This window comes from Streptomyces diastaticus subsp. diastaticus (assembly GCF_011170125.1).
GTDB lineage: Bacteria > Actinomycetota > Actinomycetes > Streptomycetales > Streptomycetaceae > Streptomyces > Streptomyces diastaticus.
Genome location: NZ_BLLN01000005.1, coordinates 2,357,629 through 2,375,570, shown reverse-complemented (window position 1 = coordinate 2,375,570; position 17,942 = coordinate 2,357,629). Strand labels below are relative to the sequence as shown.

General features: G+C 74.0%; 15 protein-coding genes and 1 tRNA gene. 10 read left to right on the top strand and 6 right to left on the bottom strand.

Features of this window, described 5'->3' with window-relative positions; genetic code table 11:
- Positions 1-53 precede the first annotated feature (53 nt).
- Positions 54-1,394: a UDP-N-acetylglucosamine 1-carboxyvinyltransferase gene (gene murA, locus Sdia_RS27620; protein ID WP_100457776.1), complete on the bottom strand. Its 1,341-nt coding sequence runs from the start codon at positions 1,392-1,394 to the stop codon at positions 54-56.
- A 354-nt stretch (positions 1,395-1,748) separates the two neighbouring features.
- Here murA and Sdia_RS27615 point away from each other — a divergent pair, with 354 nt between their 5' ends.
- From Sdia_RS27615 to Sdia_RS27575, 9 genes are all read left to right on the top strand, one after another.
- On the top strand, positions 1,749-2,321 hold the full coding sequence (locus tag Sdia_RS27615) for a YqgE/AlgH family protein (RefSeq protein ID WP_100457824.1): 573 nt from the start codon (positions 1,749-1,751) through the stop codon (positions 2,319-2,321).
- Positions 2,322-2,383: 62 nt separating this feature from the next.
- Complete coding sequence (locus tag Sdia_RS27610) at positions 2,384-2,677, top strand: DUF3039 domain-containing protein (protein WP_047142095.1); 294 nt, start codon at positions 2,384-2,386, stop codon at positions 2,675-2,677.
- 400 nt (positions 2,678-3,077) lie between these two features.
- The gene (locus tag Sdia_RS27605; protein WP_100457775.1) at positions 3,078-4,382 is read left to right on the top strand and encodes an extracellular solute-binding protein; all 1,305 of its coding nucleotides are present in this window, start codon (positions 3,078-3,080) and stop codon (positions 4,380-4,382) included.
- A gap of 31 nt (positions 4,383-4,413) precedes the next feature.
- Positions 4,414-5,370 carry a carbohydrate ABC transporter permease gene (locus tag Sdia_RS27600; RefSeq protein ID WP_115067943.1) on the top strand — a complete coding sequence of 319 codons (957 nt, stop codon included), beginning with the start codon at positions 4,414-4,416 and terminating at the stop codon, positions 5,368-5,370.
- Positions 5,367-6,200, top strand: a complete 834-nt coding sequence (locus Sdia_RS27595) for a carbohydrate ABC transporter permease (protein ID WP_115067944.1) — start codon at positions 5,367-5,369, stop codon at positions 6,198-6,200. Before Sdia_RS27600 ends, Sdia_RS27595 begins: the two co-directional genes overlap by 4 nt.
- Before the next feature lies 1 nt (position 6,201).
- On the top strand, positions 6,202-7,848 hold the full coding sequence (locus Sdia_RS27590) for a beta-N-acetylhexosaminidase (protein WP_115067945.1): 1,647 nt from the start codon (positions 6,202-6,204) through the stop codon (positions 7,846-7,848).
- A gap of 384 nt (positions 7,849-8,232) precedes the next feature.
- Positions 8,233-9,129 (top strand): FAD binding domain-containing protein, encoded by an 897-nt coding sequence (locus Sdia_RS27585; protein WP_115067946.1) that lies wholly within the window; start codon positions 8,233-8,235, stop codon positions 9,127-9,129.
- Entirely contained in the window at positions 9,126-11,102 is a 1,977-nt protein-coding gene (locus Sdia_RS27580) for a (2Fe-2S)-binding protein (RefSeq protein ID WP_189499820.1), read from the top strand. Before Sdia_RS27585 ends, Sdia_RS27580 begins: the two co-directional genes overlap by 4 nt.
- The gene (locus Sdia_RS27575; protein WP_100457769.1) at positions 11,099-13,396 is read left to right on the top strand and encodes a xanthine dehydrogenase family protein molybdopterin-binding subunit; all 2,298 of its coding nucleotides are present in this window, start codon (positions 11,099-11,101) and stop codon (positions 13,394-13,396) included. The genes Sdia_RS27580 and Sdia_RS27575 overlap by 4 nt, the downstream gene beginning before the upstream one ends.
- A gap of 128 nt (positions 13,397-13,524) precedes the next feature.
- Here the strand turns inward: Sdia_RS27575 and Sdia_RS27570 are convergent.
- Positions 13,525-13,596, bottom strand: a tRNA-Cys gene (locus tag Sdia_RS27570).
- Between the two features lie 284 nt (positions 13,597-13,880).
- Here Sdia_RS27570 and Sdia_RS27565 point away from each other — a divergent pair.
- Positions 13,881-15,662 (top strand): DEAD/DEAH box helicase, encoded by a 1,782-nt coding sequence (locus Sdia_RS27565; RefSeq protein ID WP_100457768.1) that lies wholly within the window; start codon positions 13,881-13,883, stop codon positions 15,660-15,662.
- Positions 15,663-15,765: 103 nt separating this feature from the next.
- On the opposite strand, the gene Sdia_RS27560 is transcribed toward Sdia_RS27565, so the two are convergent.
- The 4 genes from Sdia_RS27560 to Sdia_RS27545 form a co-directional block, all read right to left on the bottom strand.
- Complete coding sequence (locus tag Sdia_RS27560) at positions 15,766-16,884, bottom strand: methyltransferase domain-containing protein (protein WP_115068218.1); 1,119 nt, start codon at positions 16,882-16,884, stop codon at positions 15,766-15,768.
- Between the two features lie 247 nt (positions 16,885-17,131).
- A complete protein-coding gene (locus tag Sdia_RS27555; RefSeq protein ID WP_100457767.1) occupies positions 17,132-17,533 on the bottom strand; it encodes a hypothetical protein in 402 nt (133 codons plus the stop codon).
- Complete coding sequence (locus Sdia_RS27550) at positions 17,530-17,769, bottom strand: hypothetical protein (RefSeq protein ID WP_100457766.1); 240 nt, start codon at positions 17,767-17,769, stop codon at positions 17,530-17,532. The genes Sdia_RS27555 and Sdia_RS27550 overlap by 4 nt, the downstream gene beginning before the upstream one ends.
- Complete coding sequence (locus Sdia_RS27545; RefSeq protein WP_164495050.1) at positions 17,766-17,936, bottom strand: hypothetical protein; 171 nt, start codon at positions 17,934-17,936, stop codon at positions 17,766-17,768. The genes Sdia_RS27550 and Sdia_RS27545 overlap by 4 nt, the downstream gene beginning before the upstream one ends.
- Positions 17,937-17,942 lie beyond the last annotated feature (6 nt).

Below are 17,942 nucleotides of genomic sequence, written 5' to 3'. Positions count from 1 at the left end.
CGCCTGCGTACGGCCGCCTCGGCGGGTGGCGGACGGGCGGGGGCCCGGGACGGTCAGCCCAGGGTCTTGCCCGGCAGCTCGACCTTGCCGCCCAGCTCGACCAGCTTGTCGAGGAAGTTCTCGTAGCCCCGGTTGATCAGGTCGATGCCGTGCACCCGGGAGGTGCCCTGCGCGGCCAGCGCCGCGATCAGGTACGAGAAGCCGCCGCGCAGGTCGGGGATGACCAGGTCGGCGCCCTGGAGCCGGGTCGGGCCCGAGACGACCGCCGAGTGCAGGAAGTTCCGCTGGCCGAAGCGGCAGTCCGAACCGCCCAGGCACTCCCGGTACAGCTGGATGTGGGCGCCCATCTGGTTCAGCGCGGAGGTGAAGCCGAGGCGCGACTCGTAGACCGTCTCGTGGATGATCGAGAGGCCGGTCGCCTGCGTCAGCGCCACCACCAGCGGCTGCTGCCAGTCGGTCTGGAAGCCGGGGTGCACGTCCGTCTCCAGCGCGATGGCGTTGAGCTGCCCGCCCGGGTGCCAGAAGCGGATGCCCTCGTCGTCGATCTCGAAGGCGCCGCCGACCTTGCGGTAGGTGTTGAGGAAGGTCATCATCGAGCGCTGCTGGGCGCCGCGCACGTAGATGTTGCCCTCGGTGGCCAGCGCGGCCGACGCCCAGGAGGCGGCCTCCAGGCGGTCCGGCAGCGCCCGGTGGCGGTAGCCGCCGAGCTTGTCGACCCCGGTCACGCGGATCGTCCGGTCGGTGTCCATCGCGATGATGGCACCCATCTTCTGGAGGACGCAGATCAGGTCCTCGATCTCCGGTTCCACCGCGGCGTTGGACAGCTCGGTGACGCCCTCGGCGAGGACCGCGGTCAGCAGCACCTGCTCGGTCGCGCCGACCGACGGGTAGGGCAGCTCGATCTTGGTGCCGCGCAGCCGCTGCGGCGCCTCCAGGTACTGGCCGTCGGCGCGCTTCTCGATCTTCGCGCCGAACTGCCGGAGCACCTCGAAGTGGAAGTCGATCGGCCGGCCGCCGATGTCGCAGCCGCCGAGGCCCGGGATGAAGGCGTGGCCCAGGCGGTGCAGCAGCGGGCCGCAGAAGAGGATGGGGATGCGCGAGGAACCGGCGTGCGCGTCGATGTCCGCGACGTTGGCGCTCTCCACGTGCGACGGGTCCATGACCAGCTCGCCCGGCTCCTCGCCGGGGCGCACGGTGACCCCGTGCAGCTGGAGCAGGCCGCGGACCACCCGGACGTCGCGGATGTCGGGGACGTTGCCCAGCCGGCTGGGTGCGCTGCCGAGCAGCGCGGCGACCATCGCCTTGGGCACGAGGTTCTTCGCGCCCCGGACCCGGATCTCGCCCTCCAGCGGGGTTCCGCCGTGGACCAGCAGTACATCGTCGTTGACGGTCATGAATCTCGCGTTCCGATGAAAGGGGCAGGGCTCGTGCCCCGGCCTGCGGACGCTCGCCCGCCGAGGACCGGCCCCCGGACGCGCGCTTGCCGCCCCGGGCACCGCTCCTCGGCGGGCGGACGCCGCCTGCCACGGCACCAGGCAAGCGTAATGGCCCGCCACCCCCCTTCAGTAAGGGCGAGGGGCCTCCCGGACCGTCATGACTTCGCCACAACACGTACCGTCCGGAACCGGTCGCGGACGGTCACCGCCGCGCGTGCGCGCCCGCCGCGCCTCCGTGCGCCCTGAGCTGCGCACCCACGGATGGCGTGGAGCGCTCCCCCCGCGCGCCGTCCGTGCGGGATCATGTGGGACATGACCGAGGTGTCCTCGCTCACAGGGCGACTGCTCGTGGCCACCCCCGCGCTCGCCGACCCGCACTTCGACCGAGCGGTGGTGCTCCTCCTCGACCATGACGCCGAGGGGTCCCTCGGCGTGGTCCTCAACCGGCCCACCCCTGTGGGCGTCGGCGACATCCTGGAGGGCTGGGGCGAGCTGGCGGGCGACCCGGGTGTCGTCTTCCAGGGCGGGCCCGTCTCCCTGGACTCCGCGCTCGGCGTCGCCGTCGTCCCCGGCGGACCCGGCTGCGCCGACCCGCCGCTCGGCTGGCGTCCGGTGCACGGCGCGATCGGCCTGGTCGATCTGGAGGCCCCGCCCCAGCTGCTCGCCGCCGTCCTCGGCTCGCTGCGGATCTTCGCCGGGTACGCCGGATGGGGGCCGGGCCAGTTGGAGGACGAACTGGTCCAAGGGGCCTGGTACGTCGTGGAGTCCGAGCCCGGGGACGTCTCCGCGCCCCGGCCCGAGGGGCTGTGGCGGGCGGTGCTGCGCCGTCAGCGCAGCGAGCTGGCGATGATCGCGACCTACCCGGACGACCCCTCTCTGAACTGACCCGCCCCTCCGCGGCGGGCGGCGCCCCGGAGACGCGGCGGGGCTGGGTACCCTTGGACTCCATGAGCACTCTTGAGCCCGAGCGCGGGGCAGGTACGGGGACCCTCGTCGAGCCGACGCCGCAGACCTCCAGCGGCGACGGCGACCACGAGCGCTACGCCCACTACGTCCAGAAGGACAAGATCATGGCCAGTGCCCTCGACGGCACACCCGTGGTCGCCCTCTGCGGCAAGGTGTGGGTCCCCGGACGCGACCCCAAGAAGTATCCGGTGTGTCCGATGTGCAAGGAGATCTACGAGTCCATGGGACCGGGCGGGGACAAGGGCAAGGGCGGCGGAGGCAAGGACAAGAAGTGACGGCGGCCTGACCGGGCCCGCCCTCCTTCCCCTCCTCCCTCCAGCTTCTCCCGCACCACCTGCTCTGCCCGCGCGGGCTCGGGCCCCTGGCACACCCTTCACGGGGTGGCGGCCAGGGGCCCTTTCGCGTTTCCCGTGCTCCGTCACCCGCAGTCCCCTTCCGCGGCGTGGCCGCCGCCACCGCCGCCCGCGCGGGCCCGGTCCCGCTCCCGCCCGGGGCCGGGGGCACCCCCGCCGAGCCCGGCCCGGGCCGGCCGCGGGGGGTCGCCTCCCGACGCCCTCGGCCCTTGCTCCCGGGCCCCCTCTTGTCGGGCGGGCGCGGTCGCCCTACTCTCCTGCTGTTGTGCAGTACGAAATGCGCGTTGCACATGTCGCAACGCGCCTACTGTAGGGACCCCGGATGAAGCTCCTCTCCCGCCTGGCCGCGCCCGTCGCGGGCCTCGTCCTCGCCGGACTCACCGCCACCGCCTGTGCTCCGCAGACCTCCGACACCTCCTCCGGCAAGGACGAGAAGACCGGGGACCTCAGGGTCTGGCTCTTCCAGGAGGTCAACAACGGCCCCAAGGCCAAGGTGGTCGACGAGGCCGTGGCCGCGTACGAGAAGGCGCACCAGGGCAGCAAGGTGCACGTCCAGTACATCCCCGTCGACTCCCGCGCCGAGAAGATCAAGGCCGCCTTCAACGACCCGAGCAGCGCCCCGGACGTCATCGAGTACGGCAACACCGACACCGCCGGGTACGTCCGCGACGGCGGACTGGCCGACATCAGCGAGGAGTTCGACGCCTGGGAGGAGGCCGCCGACACCGACGAGGCCGCCCGCGCCTCGGTCACCGTCGACGGCAGGACGTACGGCGCTCCCTACTTCGTCGGCGTCCGCGCGCTGTACTACCGCACCGACCTCTTCGAGAAGCACTCCGTCGAGGTGCCGAGGACGCTGGCCGAGGTCGCGTCCGCGGCGAGGAAGATCCGCGAGGCGGAGCCCGGCCTGTACGGCATCGCGGTCGGCGGCGCCTACACCTACGGCGCCATGCCCTTCCTCTGGGCACACGGCGGGGGCCTGGCCGAGGAGAAGGACGGCACGTACACCTCCACACTCGCCGACAAGAAGTCGCAGGCCGGGATCGCCGCCTACACCGACCTCTTCGGCGCGGACAACTGCCCCGCCGCCAAGTGCGCGCAGATGGGCGGCAACGACACCGTGACGGCGTTCGCGGCCGGGAAGGCCGGCATGGCCATCGGCGGCGACTTCAGCCACCAGGCGATGGAGGACGGCAAGGTCAAGGGCAAGTACGCGGTCGTGCCGCTGCCCGGCGTGGAGAAGGGCGAGATCGCCCCGGCCTTCGCGGGCGGCAACAACCTCGGCGTCCTCAAGTCCACCGAGCGCCGCTCCCTCGCCGTCGACCTGGTCGAGGAGCTGGCCGGGAAGAAGGCGCAGGGCCGGCTCTTCGAGGCGATGGGCTTCCTGCCCACCTTCACCGACGTCCGCGCGAAGGCCGCCGCCGACGAGCCGTTCGTCAAGCCCTTCGTGCGGACCCTGGAGGCCGGCGCCACCTTCGTGCCCGCCTCCCCGGCCTGGGCGCAGATCGACTCCTCGCTGGTGCTGCCGACCATGTTCCAGGAGATCGCCAGCGGCCGGAAGGACGTCGCCACGGCGTCCCGCGACGCCGCCGGGAAGATGGACGACGCCTTCGCCAGCGCGGGCTGAGGCCCCGCGCACCGGAAGAACGGCCCTCCCCGTGACCCAGACGCTCACCACGCCGGCCGCCCCGCCCGCCCCCAAGGGCGGCGGCGCCGCCCGGCCCCGCAGACCGGCCTCCCGCCACCCGGGCTGGACCCCGTGGCTCTACCTCGCCCCAGCCCTGGTCGTCCTCGCCGGGCTGCTGATCTACCCCGTCTACCAACTCGGCCTGATATCCGTCCTGGAGTACACCCAGGCCCAGGTCAGCGGCGGCGTGCCGACCTCGTTCCAGGGGCTCGGCAACTACCGGGCCCTCTTCGCCGACCCGCAGTTCTGGCAGGTGCTCGGCGCCACCGTGGTCTTCGCCGCGCTCTGCGTGGTCTCCACCCTCTTCGTCGGCTGCGGCCTCGCCGTCCTGCTGACCCGGATCCGGGCCCTGCCGCGCCTGGCCCTGCTCGTCGCCTCGCTCGGCGCCTGGGCGACCCCGGCCATCACCGGCTCCACCGTCTGGATGTTCCTCTTCGACGCCGACTTCGGCCCGGTCAACCGGCTGCTCGGCCTCGGCGACTTCTCCTGGACGTACGGCCGGTACAGCGCCTTCGCCCTGGTGCTGCTGGAAGTGGTCTGGTGCTCCTTCCCGTTCGTCATGGTCACCGTCTACGCGGGCATCCGCGCCGTCCCCGCCGAGGTCCTGGAGGCCGCCTCGCTCGACGGCGCCTCGCAGTGGCGGATCTGGCGCTCGGTGCTCGCGCCGATGCTCCGCCCGATCCTGCTGGTCGTCACCATCCAGTCGGTCATCTGGGACTTCAAGGTCTTCACCCAGATCTACGTGATGACCGACGGCGGCGGCATCGCCGGGCAGAACCTCGTCCTCAACGTCTACGCGTACCAGAAGGCGTTCGCCTCCTCGCAGTACAGCCTGGGTGCCGCCATCGGCGTGGTCATGCTGCTCATCCTGCTCGCCGTCACCCTCGCGTACCTCCGGCTGATGCGACGCCAGGGAGAAGAACTGTGAGACTCCTCCACCGGCCCTGGCGGCTCGCCGCCGAGGCGTTCGCGCTGCTGACCGCCGTCGTCGTGGCCTTCCCGCTGTACTGGATGGTGCTGTCGGCGTTCAAACCCGCCGGGGAGATCCAGTCGGACAGCCCCCGGCCCTGGACGCTGGCGCCCTCGCTCGACTCGTTCCGGCGCGTCTTCCAACAGGAGGAATTCGGCCGCTACTTCCTCAACAGCCTGCTCGTCGCGGGAAGTGTGGTCGTGCTGTCGGCGCTGATCGCGTTCCTCGCGGCGACCGCCGTCACGCGGTTCACGTTCCGGTTCCGGACCACACTGCTCATCATGTTCCTGGTGGCGCAGATGGTGCCGGTCGAGGCACTCACCATTCCGCTCTTCTTCCAGATGCGCGATTTCGGTCTGCTCAACACGCTCGGCGCGCTGATCCTGCCGCATCTGGCCTTTTCGCTGCCGTTCGCCGTCTGGATGCTGCGGGGATTCGTGAAAGCGGTCCCCGAGGCGCTGGAGGAGGCCGCGCTCATCGACGGCGCCGGCCGCGCCCGCTTTCTCTGGCAGATCCTTTTCCCGCTGGTCTTCCCCGGTCTGGTGGCGACCAGTGTCTTCTCCTTCATCAGCACCTGGAACGACTTCCTCTTCGCCAAGTCCTTCATCATCAGCGACACCTCCCAGTCGACTCTCCCGATGGCTCTGCTGCTCTTCTTCAAGCCGGAGGAGAACGACTGGGGCGGCATCATGGCCGCGTCCACCGTCATGACCGTTCCCGTCCTCGTCTTCTTCGTACTCGTTCAGCGCCGCCTGGTCTCCGGACTCGGCGGCGCGGTCAAGGACTGACGTGCACCACCTCATCCCCGCACCCCGCACCCACACCGCCGAGGACGCCCCCGAGGCCCGCCTCGCCCTCGGCCCGGACACCGCCCTGCGCTCCGGCGCGGGCACCGGCACCGCCGCCCGCTGGCTGCGCGCCGCCGTCGGCGCCGCCACCGGACTGGCCCTGCCCGAACCCCCCGCCGACGGCGGCGCGCACCCCGGACCCGTCGTCGACCTGCGCATCGTGGGGGAGGCGGGCCGGCTGGGCGCCGAGGCGTACCGGCTCACCGTCTCCGCCGACGGCGTGCTGATCGAGGGCGGCGACGCGGCCGGCGTCTTCTGGGGCGCGCAGACCCTGCGTCAGCTGCTCGGCCCCGACGCCTTCCGGCGCGCCCCGCTCAACCCCGGCCGGGCGTGGAGTCTGAGCCATGTCCGGATCGAGGACGCGCCGCGCTTCGCCTGGCGCGGCATGATGCTCGACGTCGCCCGGCACTTCATGCCCAAGGAGGGCGTGCTGCGCCAGCTCGACCTGATGGCCGCGCACAAACTCAACGTCTTCCACTTCCACCTCACCGACGACCAGGGCTGGCGCATCGACATCCGCCGCCACCCCGAACTCGTACGCACCGGTAGCTGGCGCCCGCGCAGCAAATGGGGCCATCGCGCCTCGGAGTTGTGGAACGACACCCCGCACGGCGGCTACTACAGCCACGACGACATCCGCGAGATCGTCGCCTACGCCGCCGAACGCCACATCACCGTCGTCCCCGAGATCGAGATTCCGGGCCACTCGCAGGCCGCCATCGCCGCCTATCCGGAACTCGGCAACACCGACGTCACCGACACCGCGAGCCTCGGCGTCTGGGACACCTGGGGCATCAACCCGCACGCCCTGGCGCCGACCGAGGACACCCTGCGTTTCTACGAAGGGGTCTTCGAGGAAGTCCTGGAACTCTTCCCCTCCCCCTTCATCCACGTCGGTGGCGACGAATGCCTGAAGGACGAATGGAAGGCATCGCCCGCCGCCCAGGCCCGGATCGCCGAACTCGGCGTCGGTGACGAGGACGGCCTCCAGTCCTGGTTCATCCGGCACTTCGACACCTGGCTCACCGCGCGCGGCCGCCGCCTCATCGGCTGGGACGAGATCCTGGAGGGCGGCCTCGCCGAGGGCGCCACCGTCTCCTCCTGGCGCGGCTACTCCGGGGGCGTGGCCGCCGCCCGCGCCGGCCACGACGTCGTCATGTGCCCCGAGCAGCAGGTCTACCTGAACTACCGGGAGGACGGCGGCCCCGACGAGCCGGTGCCGATCGGGTACGTGCGCACCCTGGAGGACGTCTACCGGTTCGAGCCCGTGCCGCCGGAGCTGACCGAGACCGAGGCCGCCCACGTCATCGGTGTCCAGGCCAACGTCTGGACCGAGGTGCTGGAGAACCAGGACCGCGTCGACTACCAGCTCTACCCGCGCCTCGCCGCCCTCGCGGAGGTCGCCTGGTCGCCGCTGCCGGCCTCCGCGCAGCGGGACTTCGCCGCGTTCGACGCCCGGATGCAGACCCACTACCGCCGCCTCGACGCCCTCGGGGTCGCCTACCGCCCGCCGGCCGGCCCGCACCCCTGGCAGCGCCGCCCCGGCGTCCTCGGCCGCCCGTTCGAGGGAGAGCCGCAGCCGGGCTGAGCCGTCCGGCCCCCTGGCGAGCCCACCGCGCGGTGCCCGCGACCGGCGCCGCGCGGTGGGCCCGGCGTGTCCCGGCGGAACGGTCGGCGCGCGCTCCGTGCGCCGACCGTCACGGGAACGAGAAGAGCACGAGAAGCTTCTGCGAATCCTTCGCGCGCCCCCGGCGCACGCCCTCTCGGCCCCGGCGCCCCGGAGACCTGTTCCCGGTGGGCGCAAAACGGCAAAACCCCTCGTGCGGTTGGCAGAAGGGGCAAACCTCCCCTAGCGGACCCCCGCTCCGAGGCAACGGCAAGATGTGCCAGAGTTGCCACGTCCCGCCTGTGAGGACGTACCGTACGGCGCAACAGCCGGGACCAGGCGGGGTGACGGAAGGGGCAGCCGGTTTTGACCACGCACGCACCGCAGGCGGCAGCGTCGGTGACGCTGCCCGCCTCCCTGGACGAGGCCGTGGCCGCACTCGCCGCCACGCCCGCCGCCGTCCCCGTCGCCGGCGGCACCGACCTCATGACCTCCGTCAACGCCGGCCAGCTGCGCCCCACCGCCCTCGTCGGCCTCAACCGGGTCCGCGAGATCCGCGGCTGGCAGTACCTCGACGGGCACGCCCTGCTCGGCGCCGGACTCACCCACGCCCGCATGGGCCGCCCCGACTTCGCCGCCCTCATCCCGGCGCTCGCCGCCGCCGCCCGCGCCGCCGGCCCCCCGCAGATCCGCAACGCCGGGACGCTCGGCGGCAACATCGCCACCGCCGCCCCCTCCGGCGACACCCTGCCCGTCCTCGCCGCCCTGGAGGCCACCCTCGTCGTGGCCTCGCCCGGCGGCGGCCGCCGCGAGGTCGCCGTCTCCCATCTGCTGGCGGGCATGGACATGTTGCGCGGCGGGGAACTCATCGGCTGGGTCCGCGTCCCGCTGCTGCACGCCCCGCAGGTCTTCCTCAAGGCCACCGGCCGCACCGGCCCCGGCCGTGCCACCGCCTCCGTCGCCCTGGTCGTCGACCCGGCCCGGCGCGAGGTGCGGTGCGCCATCGGCGCCATCGCCCCCATGCCGCTGCGGCCCCTGGAGGCGGAACGCTGGGCCGCCTCCCTCATCGACTGGGACGGCGAACGCGGCCTGTCGCAGGAGGCCCTCACCGCCTTCGGGACGTACGTGGCCACGGCCTGCGTGCCCGATCCGGAGGCCCCGGCCGACGGCGGCGAGCCGCCGAAACTGTCGCCCGCCGTACTGCACCTGCGGCGCACCGTCGCCGCGCTGGCCCGACGAGCACTGGGAAGAGCGCTGTCATGACCGACGACGAGCGGCGCGAGGGGACCGGGGCGGCCCCCGGCACCTCCCTGGGCTGGGGTGCCATCCCCCACCAGGGCGGCGAGGAGTACGACGACGGGGCCACCGCCTTCGTCCAGCTCCCCGAGGGCATCGCCGACATCCCCCTCGCCGCCCCCGGCCAGGGGTATGTGCCCCCGATCACCGTCACCCCCGCCAACGGCCCCGCCGACCCGGCCGCCACGGGCGTGTGGAGCGTCCCCGGCACCGTCGGGGGCGGCGCCCCCGCACCCGACCCGTACGGCCAGGTGCCCGGCCAGGGCCCCGACCCGTACGGGACGCTGCCGCCGCAGGAGGTGCCGGAGGCCGCGCCCGGCCAGGTCGTCGCCGACGTGTACCCCGACGGTGCGCAGGTCCCCGGCGCCGACGGCTATCCGCAGCCCCCGGCCGACGCCTTCGCCGCCACCGACGCCTTCGGCGACACCCGGCCCCTGACCATCCCGCCCGGTCTCGCGGCCGACGGCCCCCGCCCCAACCTCGGCGACGCCTTCGTCGGCGCCGAGCGCGCCGGGCACCCGCACGACGGCCCCGCCATCCCCGGCCAGCAGCAGGGCCCCGGCTCGGCCGGCGCCGGCCAGGACGCCGCCGGCCACTGGGACTTCGCAGCCGCCCTCGACGAGAGCGCCCCGTCCGCGCCCGCCCCCGCGCACGGGGGCACCGGCCAGTGGTCGGTCCCGCTCGCCCCGGAGGACGCGCCCGAGGACTCCGGGGAGTACCCGCTCACCACCGCGGCGCAGACCGGCGGCTGGGCGGCCGCCCCGACCCACCAGGCGCCGCCCACCCTCCCCGGCGGCGCGAGGGCGCCGTGGGCCGAAGGCCCGGACGCCTCCCCCTCGGAGCCGGGGCCGGAGCCGGAGCCGGAGCCCGCCTCCCAGGCCGCCCCCGACCCCCTCCACGAGGCCCAGGACGGCCTGGAAGCGGAACGCCGGGCGGAAGTGCCCCCGGTCGCTGAGGCGCCCGGAGAGGCGGCGGAGGAGCCCGCCCCGGAGTCGGTACCGGAAGCCGAAGCGGAAGCGGGGGCGGACGCCGGCGGCGAAGCCGCGGACACCCCTGCCGAGGCGGCTGCCGACACGCCCCCAGAGCCCGGGGCGGATTCCGCGCCCGAGCCGGAGGCGGACGTGCTCCACGACGAGCGCCCGGTCGTCTCGTACACGCTCAACGTCAACGGCATCGACCGGCCCGTCACCGAGGCGTGGATCGGCGAGTCGCTGCTGCACGTGCTGCGCGAGCGGCTCGGTCTCGCCGGGGCCAAGGACGGCTGCTCGCAGGGCGAGTGCGGGGCCTGCGCCGTCCGCGTCGACGGCCGCGTCGTCGCCTCCTGCCTGGTCCCCGCCGCCACCACCGAGGGCAGCGACATCCACACCGTCGAGGGACTCGGCGCCACCGAGGACGGCGTCCCGGGCGAACCCTCCGACGTGCAGCGCGCACTGGCCCGCCGCTGCGCCGTCCAGTGCGGGTTCTGCATCCCCGGCATGGCGATGACCATTCACGACCTGCTGGAGGGCAACCCCCGCCCCACCGACCTGGAGACCCGTCAGGCCCTCTCCGGCAACCTCTGCCGCTGCTCCGGCTACCGCTCCATCGTGGAGGCGGTCCGCGACGTCGTCGGCGAACGCGAGGCCGTCGCCGAGGCCGCCGCGGCCGACGAGGAGAGCGCCACCGAGCCGGAGGCCGGCCCCGGCGCCGAGGCCGCCGACGAGGAGCCGGCCGACGTGGTGATCCCGCACCGGTCCGGCCCCGCCGACGACCCCGGCCATCCGTACGGCACCCTCCCCGACGGCTATGCCGACCTGCCCCAGCCCCCGCCCTCGTACGACACCGGCGGCCACCCGGCGCACCACGGCCAGGACGGCTACGGCTACGGCGAGCAGGGCCCGCACGACCCGCACGCACCCGGCCCGCACCAGGGCCACCACCCGGACGGAGGCCAGGCGTGAGCCACGACACCGCCACCGGCATCCCCGCCCAGGCCGGCACCGAACCGGCCCCGCACGGGCTCGGGGTCTCCCTGCCGCTCGCCGAGGCCCGCGCCAAGACCGAGGGCACCTTCCCGTACGCCGCCGATCTGTGGGCCGAGGGACTGCTCTGGGCCGCCGTGCTGCGCTCCCCGCACGCGCACGCCCGGGTGGTCTCCATCGACACCGGGCAGGCCGCCCGGATGCCCGGCGTGCACGCGATCGTCACCCACGAGGACGTGCCCGGCGAGAAGCTGCACGGCCGCTACGGCGCCGACCGGCCCGTCTTCGCCTCCGAGGTCGTCCGCCACCACGGCGAACCGCTGGCCGCCGTCGCCGCCGACCACCCGGACACCGCCCGGATGGCCGCCGCCGCGATCATGGTCGAGTACGAGGTGCTCCCGGCCCAGACCGACCCCGAGGAAGCCTTCACCGCCGAACCGCTCCACCCCGACGGCAACGTCGTCCGCCACATCCCGCTGCGCCACGGCGACCAGGAGGCGACCGGCGAGACCGTCGTCGAGGGCGTCTACCGCATCGGCCGCCAGGACCCCGCCCCCGTCGGCGCCGAGGCCGGCCTCGCCGTGCCCCGCCCCGACGGCGGCGTCGAGCTGTACGCCGCCTCCACCGACCCGCACGCGGACCGCGACCGGGCCGCCGCCGTCTACGGGCTCGACCCGGAGCGCGTCAAGGTCGTCGTCACCGGCGTCCCCGGCGCCACCGCCGACCGCGAGGACCCCGGTTTCCTGCTGCCGCTCGGGCTGCTCGCGATGCGCACCGGCTGCCCGGTCAAACTGGCCGCCACCCGCGAGGAGTCCTTCCTCGGCCACGCCCACCGCCACCCCACCCTGCTCCGCTACCGCCACCATGCCGACGCCGAGGGCAAGCTGGTCCGCGTCGAGGCGCAGATCCTGATGGACTGCGGCGCGTACACCGACTCCTCCCGCGAGTCGCTGGCCGCCGCCGTCGCCTTCGCCTGCGGCCCGTACGTCGTCCCGCACGCCACCATCGACGGCTGGGCGGTGCGCACCAACAACCCGCCCGCCGGGCACGTCCGCGGCGAGGGCGCCCTCCAGGTCTGCGCGGCCTACGAGGCGCAGATGGACAAGCTCGCCAAGAAGCTCGGCCTGGAGCCGGCCGAGGTCCGCGCCCGCAACGTGCTGTCCACCGGAGACGTGCTGCCCACCGGCCAGACCGTGACCTGCCCGGCGCCGGTCGCCGAACTCCTCCAGGCCGTCCAGGACTTCCCGCTGCCCGCGCTCCCCAAGGACACCCCCGAGGAGGAGTGGCTGCTGCCCGGCGGCCCCGAGGGCGCCGGTGAGCCCGGTGCCGTGCGGCGCGGCGTCGGCTACGGGCTGGGCATGGTCCACATGCTCGGGGCCGAGGGCGCCGACGAGGTCTCCACCGCCACCGTCCGCGTCCAGGACGGCCGGGCCACCGTCATCTGCGCCGCCGTCGAGACCGGACAGGGGTTCACCACGCTGGCCCGGCAGATCGTCCAGGAGACCCTGGGCATCGAGGAGGTGGCCGTCGCCCCCGTCGACACCGACCAGCCACCCGCCGGACCGTCCTGCCACGGCCGCCACACCTGGGTCTCCGCCGGTGCCGTCGAACGCGCCGCCAAGATGGTCCGCACGCAACTGCTCCAGCCGCTGGCCCACCAGTTCGGCATGTCCACCGAACTCCTCCAGATCACCGACGGCAAGATCACCTCCTACGACGGGGTGCTCTCCACCACCGTCACCGAGGCGATGGACGGCAAGGAACTCTGGGCCACCGCCCAGTGCCGCCCGCACCCCACCGAGCCGCTGGACGGCGCCGGGCAGGGGGACGCCTTCGTCGGCCTGGTCTTCTGCGCGGTGCGCGCCGTGGTCGACGTGGACGTGGAGATGGGCTCGGTCCGGGTGGTCGAGCTGGCCGTCGCCCAGGACGTCGGCCGGGTCCTCAACCCGGCACAGCTCGCCGCCCGCATCGAGGCCGGGCTCACCCAGGGGCTCGGCGCCGCCCTCACCGAGAACCTGCGCGCGCCCCAGGGCGTCCTGCGCCACCCCGACCTCACCGGGTACGCCCTGCCGACCGCGCTGGACACCCCCGACATCCGCGTCGTCCGGCTGGTCGAGGAGCGTGACGTGGTCGCCCCCTTCGGCGCCAAGGCCGCCAGCGCCGTACCGGTGGTCACCGCGCCGGCCGCCGTCGCCTCCGCCGTGCGCGCCGCCTCCGGCCGCCCGGTCAACCGCCTCCCGATCCGCCCGCAGGCGGCGGTGGCCCAGAGCTGAGGGCGCGGTGGCGCGCCGGGAACGGCACGGACGCCCCCCGCCCGCGGCCCGGCCGCCACCCCGGCCCGTACACGCCGACGGCCCCGCCCTTCTCCTGGGCGGGGCCGTCGGCGTGGTGGCCGGGACCGAGACCGTGGCGGGATTCGAACCCGCGTTCCTCGCTTTGCGGACGAGTCCCTGAGCCTCTCGGGCACACGGTCCTGGCCGGGGAGATCTGGGGGTTCCCCCCGGCACATCCATGACGGTAGGCCCGCCGGGAACCGGGCCTCAAGGCATCGGCCGCGAACGCAACGCGACTGCCACACCGCCGACACGACCGGGCCCCGGCCGCCTTTGCGCCCGTACCTCTGTGACCCCTGTCGCATCCCCCCGCGCCCCCGGTCCGGCGGGCGGGGAGGGTGCCGCGCCCGGGTAGGGTGGCCCGGTTGTCGTACGTGGGCCGGGGCGCGACCCGGCCCGAGCCGAGAGCACCGAATCGGAGACCGTGACTACTTCCGCCTCCCATCACCTCTCACCCGCCTTCCCCGGCCGGGCCCCCTGGGGTACCGCCGGAAAGCTGCGGGCCTGGCAGCAGGCCGCGATGGACAAGTACGTCCAGGAGCAGCCCCGCGACTTCCTCGCGGTCGCCACGCCGGGCGCCGGGAAGACCACCTTCGCGCTCACCCTGGCCTCCTGGATGCTGCACCACCACGTCGTGCAGCAGATCACGGTGGTCGCGCCGACCGAGCACCTGAAGAAGCAGTGGGCCGAGGCCGCCGCCCGGATAGGCATCAAGCTGGACCCCGGGTACAGCGCCGGGCCGCTCAGCAAGGAGTACCAGGGCGTCGCCGTCACCTACGCGGGCGTCGGTGTCCGGCCGATGCTGCACCGCAACCGCGTCGAGCAGCGCAAGACCCTCGTCATCCTCGACGAGATCCATCACGCCGGTGACTCCAAGTCCTGGGGCGAGGCGTGCCTGGAGGCTTTCGAGCCGGCCACCCGCCGCCTCGCCCTCACCGGCACCCCGTTCCGCTCCGACACCAACCCCATCCCCTTCGTCACGTACGAGGAGGGCAACGACGGCATCCGCCGTTCCGCCGCCGACTACACGTACGGCTACGGCAGCGCGCTCGGCGACGGCGTCGTCCGCCCCGTGATCTTCCTCAGCTACAGCGGGCAGATGCGCTGGCGCACCAAGGCGGGCGACGAGATCGCCGCCCGGCTCGGCGAGCCGATGACCAAGGACGCCGTCTCGCAGGCGTGGCGGACCGCGCTCGACCCGCGCGGCGACTGGATGCCCAACGTGCTGCGCGCCGCCGACCAGCGGCTCACCGAGGTCCGCAAGGCCATCCCCGACGCCGGGGCGCTGGTCATCGCCACCGACCAGGACCAGGCCCGCGCCTACGCCAAGCTGATCCGCGAGATCACCGGGAACAAGGCGACCCTGGTCCTGTCCGACGACGCGGGCGCCTCCCAGCGCATCGACGACTTCAGCCAGAGCCAGGACCGGTGGATGGTCGCCGTCCGGATGGTCTCCGAGGGCGTCGACGTGCCCCGCCTGGCCGTCGGCGTCTACGCCACCACCATCTCCACCCCGCTCTTCTTCGCGCAGGCCGTCGGCCGCTTCGTGCGCTCCCGGCGGCGCGGCGAGACCGCCTCGGTCTTCCTGCCGACCGTCCCCAACCTGCTCGGTTTCGCCAACGAGATGGAGGTCGAGCGCGACCACGTCCTCGACAAGCCGAGGAAGGACGGCGAGGAGGACCCGTACGCCGAGTCCGAGAAGGAGATGGACGAGGCCAACAAGGAACAGGACGAGGACACGGGGGAGCAGGAGCAGTTCTCCTTCGAGGCCCTGGAGTCCGAGGCCGTCTTCGACCGCGTCCTCTTCGACGGCGCCGAGTTCGGCATGCAGGCCCATCCCGGCAGCGAGGAGGAACAGGACTACCTCGGCATTCCCGGCCTCCTCGAACCCGACCAGGTGCAGCTGCTCCTCCAGAAGCGGCAGGCCCGGCAGATCGCGCACAGCCGCAAGAAGCCCGACAGCGAGGCCGACCTGCTCGAACTGCCCGCCGACCGCCGGCCCGTCGTCTCCCACAAGGAGCTGCTGGAACTGCGCAAGCAGCTCAACACCCTGGTGGGGGCGTACGTCCACCAGACCGGGAAGCCGCACGGCGTCATCCACAACGAGCTGCGGCGGGCGTGCGGGGGGCCGCCGAGCGCGGAAGCCACCGCCGGTCAGATCCGCCAGCGGATCGACAAGGTGCGGGAGTGGGCGACGCGGGGCTGACCTCCTCCGGGGGGTGCCCTGGGCAGGGCCCGGCCTTTCGGCTCGGGCCCCGCGGGCCTTGCGGAGGGGGCGGCGTCGAGCGCCGTCCGGGCCGGCGCCGGGATCAGACCTCCCAGGCGTCGGCCGGGTCGTCCAGCCAGGCCGACTGCCCTTCCCCGGTCACGGTCAGGCCGAGGCGCTCATGGCCCGGCCTGCCTCGCGCCTCCCACCAGGCGAGCGCCGCCTCGGCCTCGTCCCACAGCCGGCGCGGGCCGGACTGCCAGACGCGGGCCGTGTCGCCGTCGCGGAACATCGCGCACGCCCAGGAACGGTCGGTGAGTCCGTAGAACCACACCGGCCGGGCGCCGTCGCGCTTCTCGGCGACGACGTTCACGCACGCGGGGACGCGCAGCCCCAGCGCGAACCGCCCGGCGCCGAACCGGTCCCCGGTGAACGCCTCCTCCGCCACCGTGGTCATGGTCTCCTCGCCGACGGCCACCGTGTCCGGCACGTACGCGCGGTGCGCGACCGGCGGCAGCCGCTGGGACCGGAGCTTCATGAACTCCACCGGTCCGGCGAACGTCCCGGATGCGCTCCGCCCGTCCTCTGCGACGACCAGCCGGGCGATGGCATCCGCGTTGCTGTAGTGCGTCCCCCAGGGGGCCACGATGACGCCGCCCGGCCGGGACTGGCGCACCCAGGCGAACGGCAGGGACCGAAGGCCGCACGTCGCGATGACCCGGTCGTACGGCGCGCCCTCGGGGAAGCCCTGGAACCCGTCGCCGTGCACCACCCGCACCGGCGCCCCGAAGGCGCGCAAGGCGCGTTCCGCCCGTTCGGCCACGGCTCCGTCCACCTCCACGGTGACGACGTTCCCGGCGCCGGCCCGGTGCGCGAGCAGGGCGGCGTTCCATCCCGTCCCCGTGCCGATCTCCAGCACGCGCTGCCCCGCGCGCACGTCCAGCGCGCGCAGCATCCGGAACACCACGCTCGGCATGGACGCCGACGAGGTCGAGACCTCCCCCGGCTCCGTGCCCGCGTGCCGCCCGTCGTCCCACTGCGTGACGATCGGTACGTCGGCGTCGGCGTACGCGAGCCAGGAACCCGGGTCACTGGACCGTGAGACGGGCACGCTCCGGCCCGCCTCCATGGCGAACGGCCACATCAGCTCGGGCAGGAACGCCGAGCGCGGCACCTCGGTGAAGGCGGGCAGCCAGTCGGACGCGAGGGCCCCACCGGTCATGAGGGCGCGCCCCAGCCCGGTGCGGCTGGGGCGTCCCCGGTGTGCGTGGCCGGCCGCGGTCACGCGGCCCTCCTGGGAGGGTTCGGCACGCCCGGACCGCCGTCCGGGCTCGGCGGCTGGTGCGGTCCGGGGTAGGGCTCGCCGGGCAGGCCGTCGCCGCCGCCGCTCGAGTGCAGGTGGGTCTTCATGCTTCTCCTCGTGTGTCGTGTGTCGTGTGTGTTTTCGAGCCTCGCCGGGCCGGCGACCGTCACATCGGCGACCCGGCGAAGTGGGTGGGGCGCCCTGTCGTGAAGAGGGGGCGCGCGGTGAGCCGGTACCAGGCCGGGCCCTCGCGGGCGGTGAAGCAGTACGGGTAGCCGGTCGCGAGGTGGTCGGTGACCTCCTCGGCGTACGTCAGGTCTGCTGCCCAGAAACGGAGTTGAGAGGGCGCGTGCTCCGCCCCGGGCGGTGCGGGGAGCAGTGCGCGGGCCGGGAGGCGGGTGGTACGCGGGTCAGGGTCGAGGGCGTCGGCGAGGCGATGGGCCTGGCGGCGGAGCCAGCGGAGGGCGAGGCGGCGGGTCGGGGCGAGGGTTCCCCCGAGGAAGACGCCCCGGGCGCCCCTCCCGCCGTACGCGTCCGCCAGGTACTCGACGGGCTCGACGCCGGTCACGACTGCCCCCGCGCCCACCGGCGTAAGCGGTTCTCCTCGTTCATCCGGGTGCGGAGTTCGCGCAGGAGGGCGGAACCGTCCTCGCCGTCGTCCTCGTCCGGTTCGGGGCCGGGGCCGGGGCCGGGGCCGGGGCCGGGGCCGGGGCCGGGGGCGTGGCGCGGGCATGCGCAGGGCGGGAACCGGAGCGGGTTGAACTCCGGCGGCCCCTGTGCGGGCGCCGGCTCCTCGCCGGTCACCCCTCCTCCTGGGCTGCCGTGCACGTGCCGCTCTGCCGATGACGCTTGAGGAGAACGCGACAGTCGGTGGCCCGGCTGTAGTCGCGTTCCCCGTTGGCCACCGCTTCGGCGAGCGCGAACTCCTGGCAGGTGCGGCAGGGAGCCGGTCGCTCGGGTTCCGCAGGCATGACTGC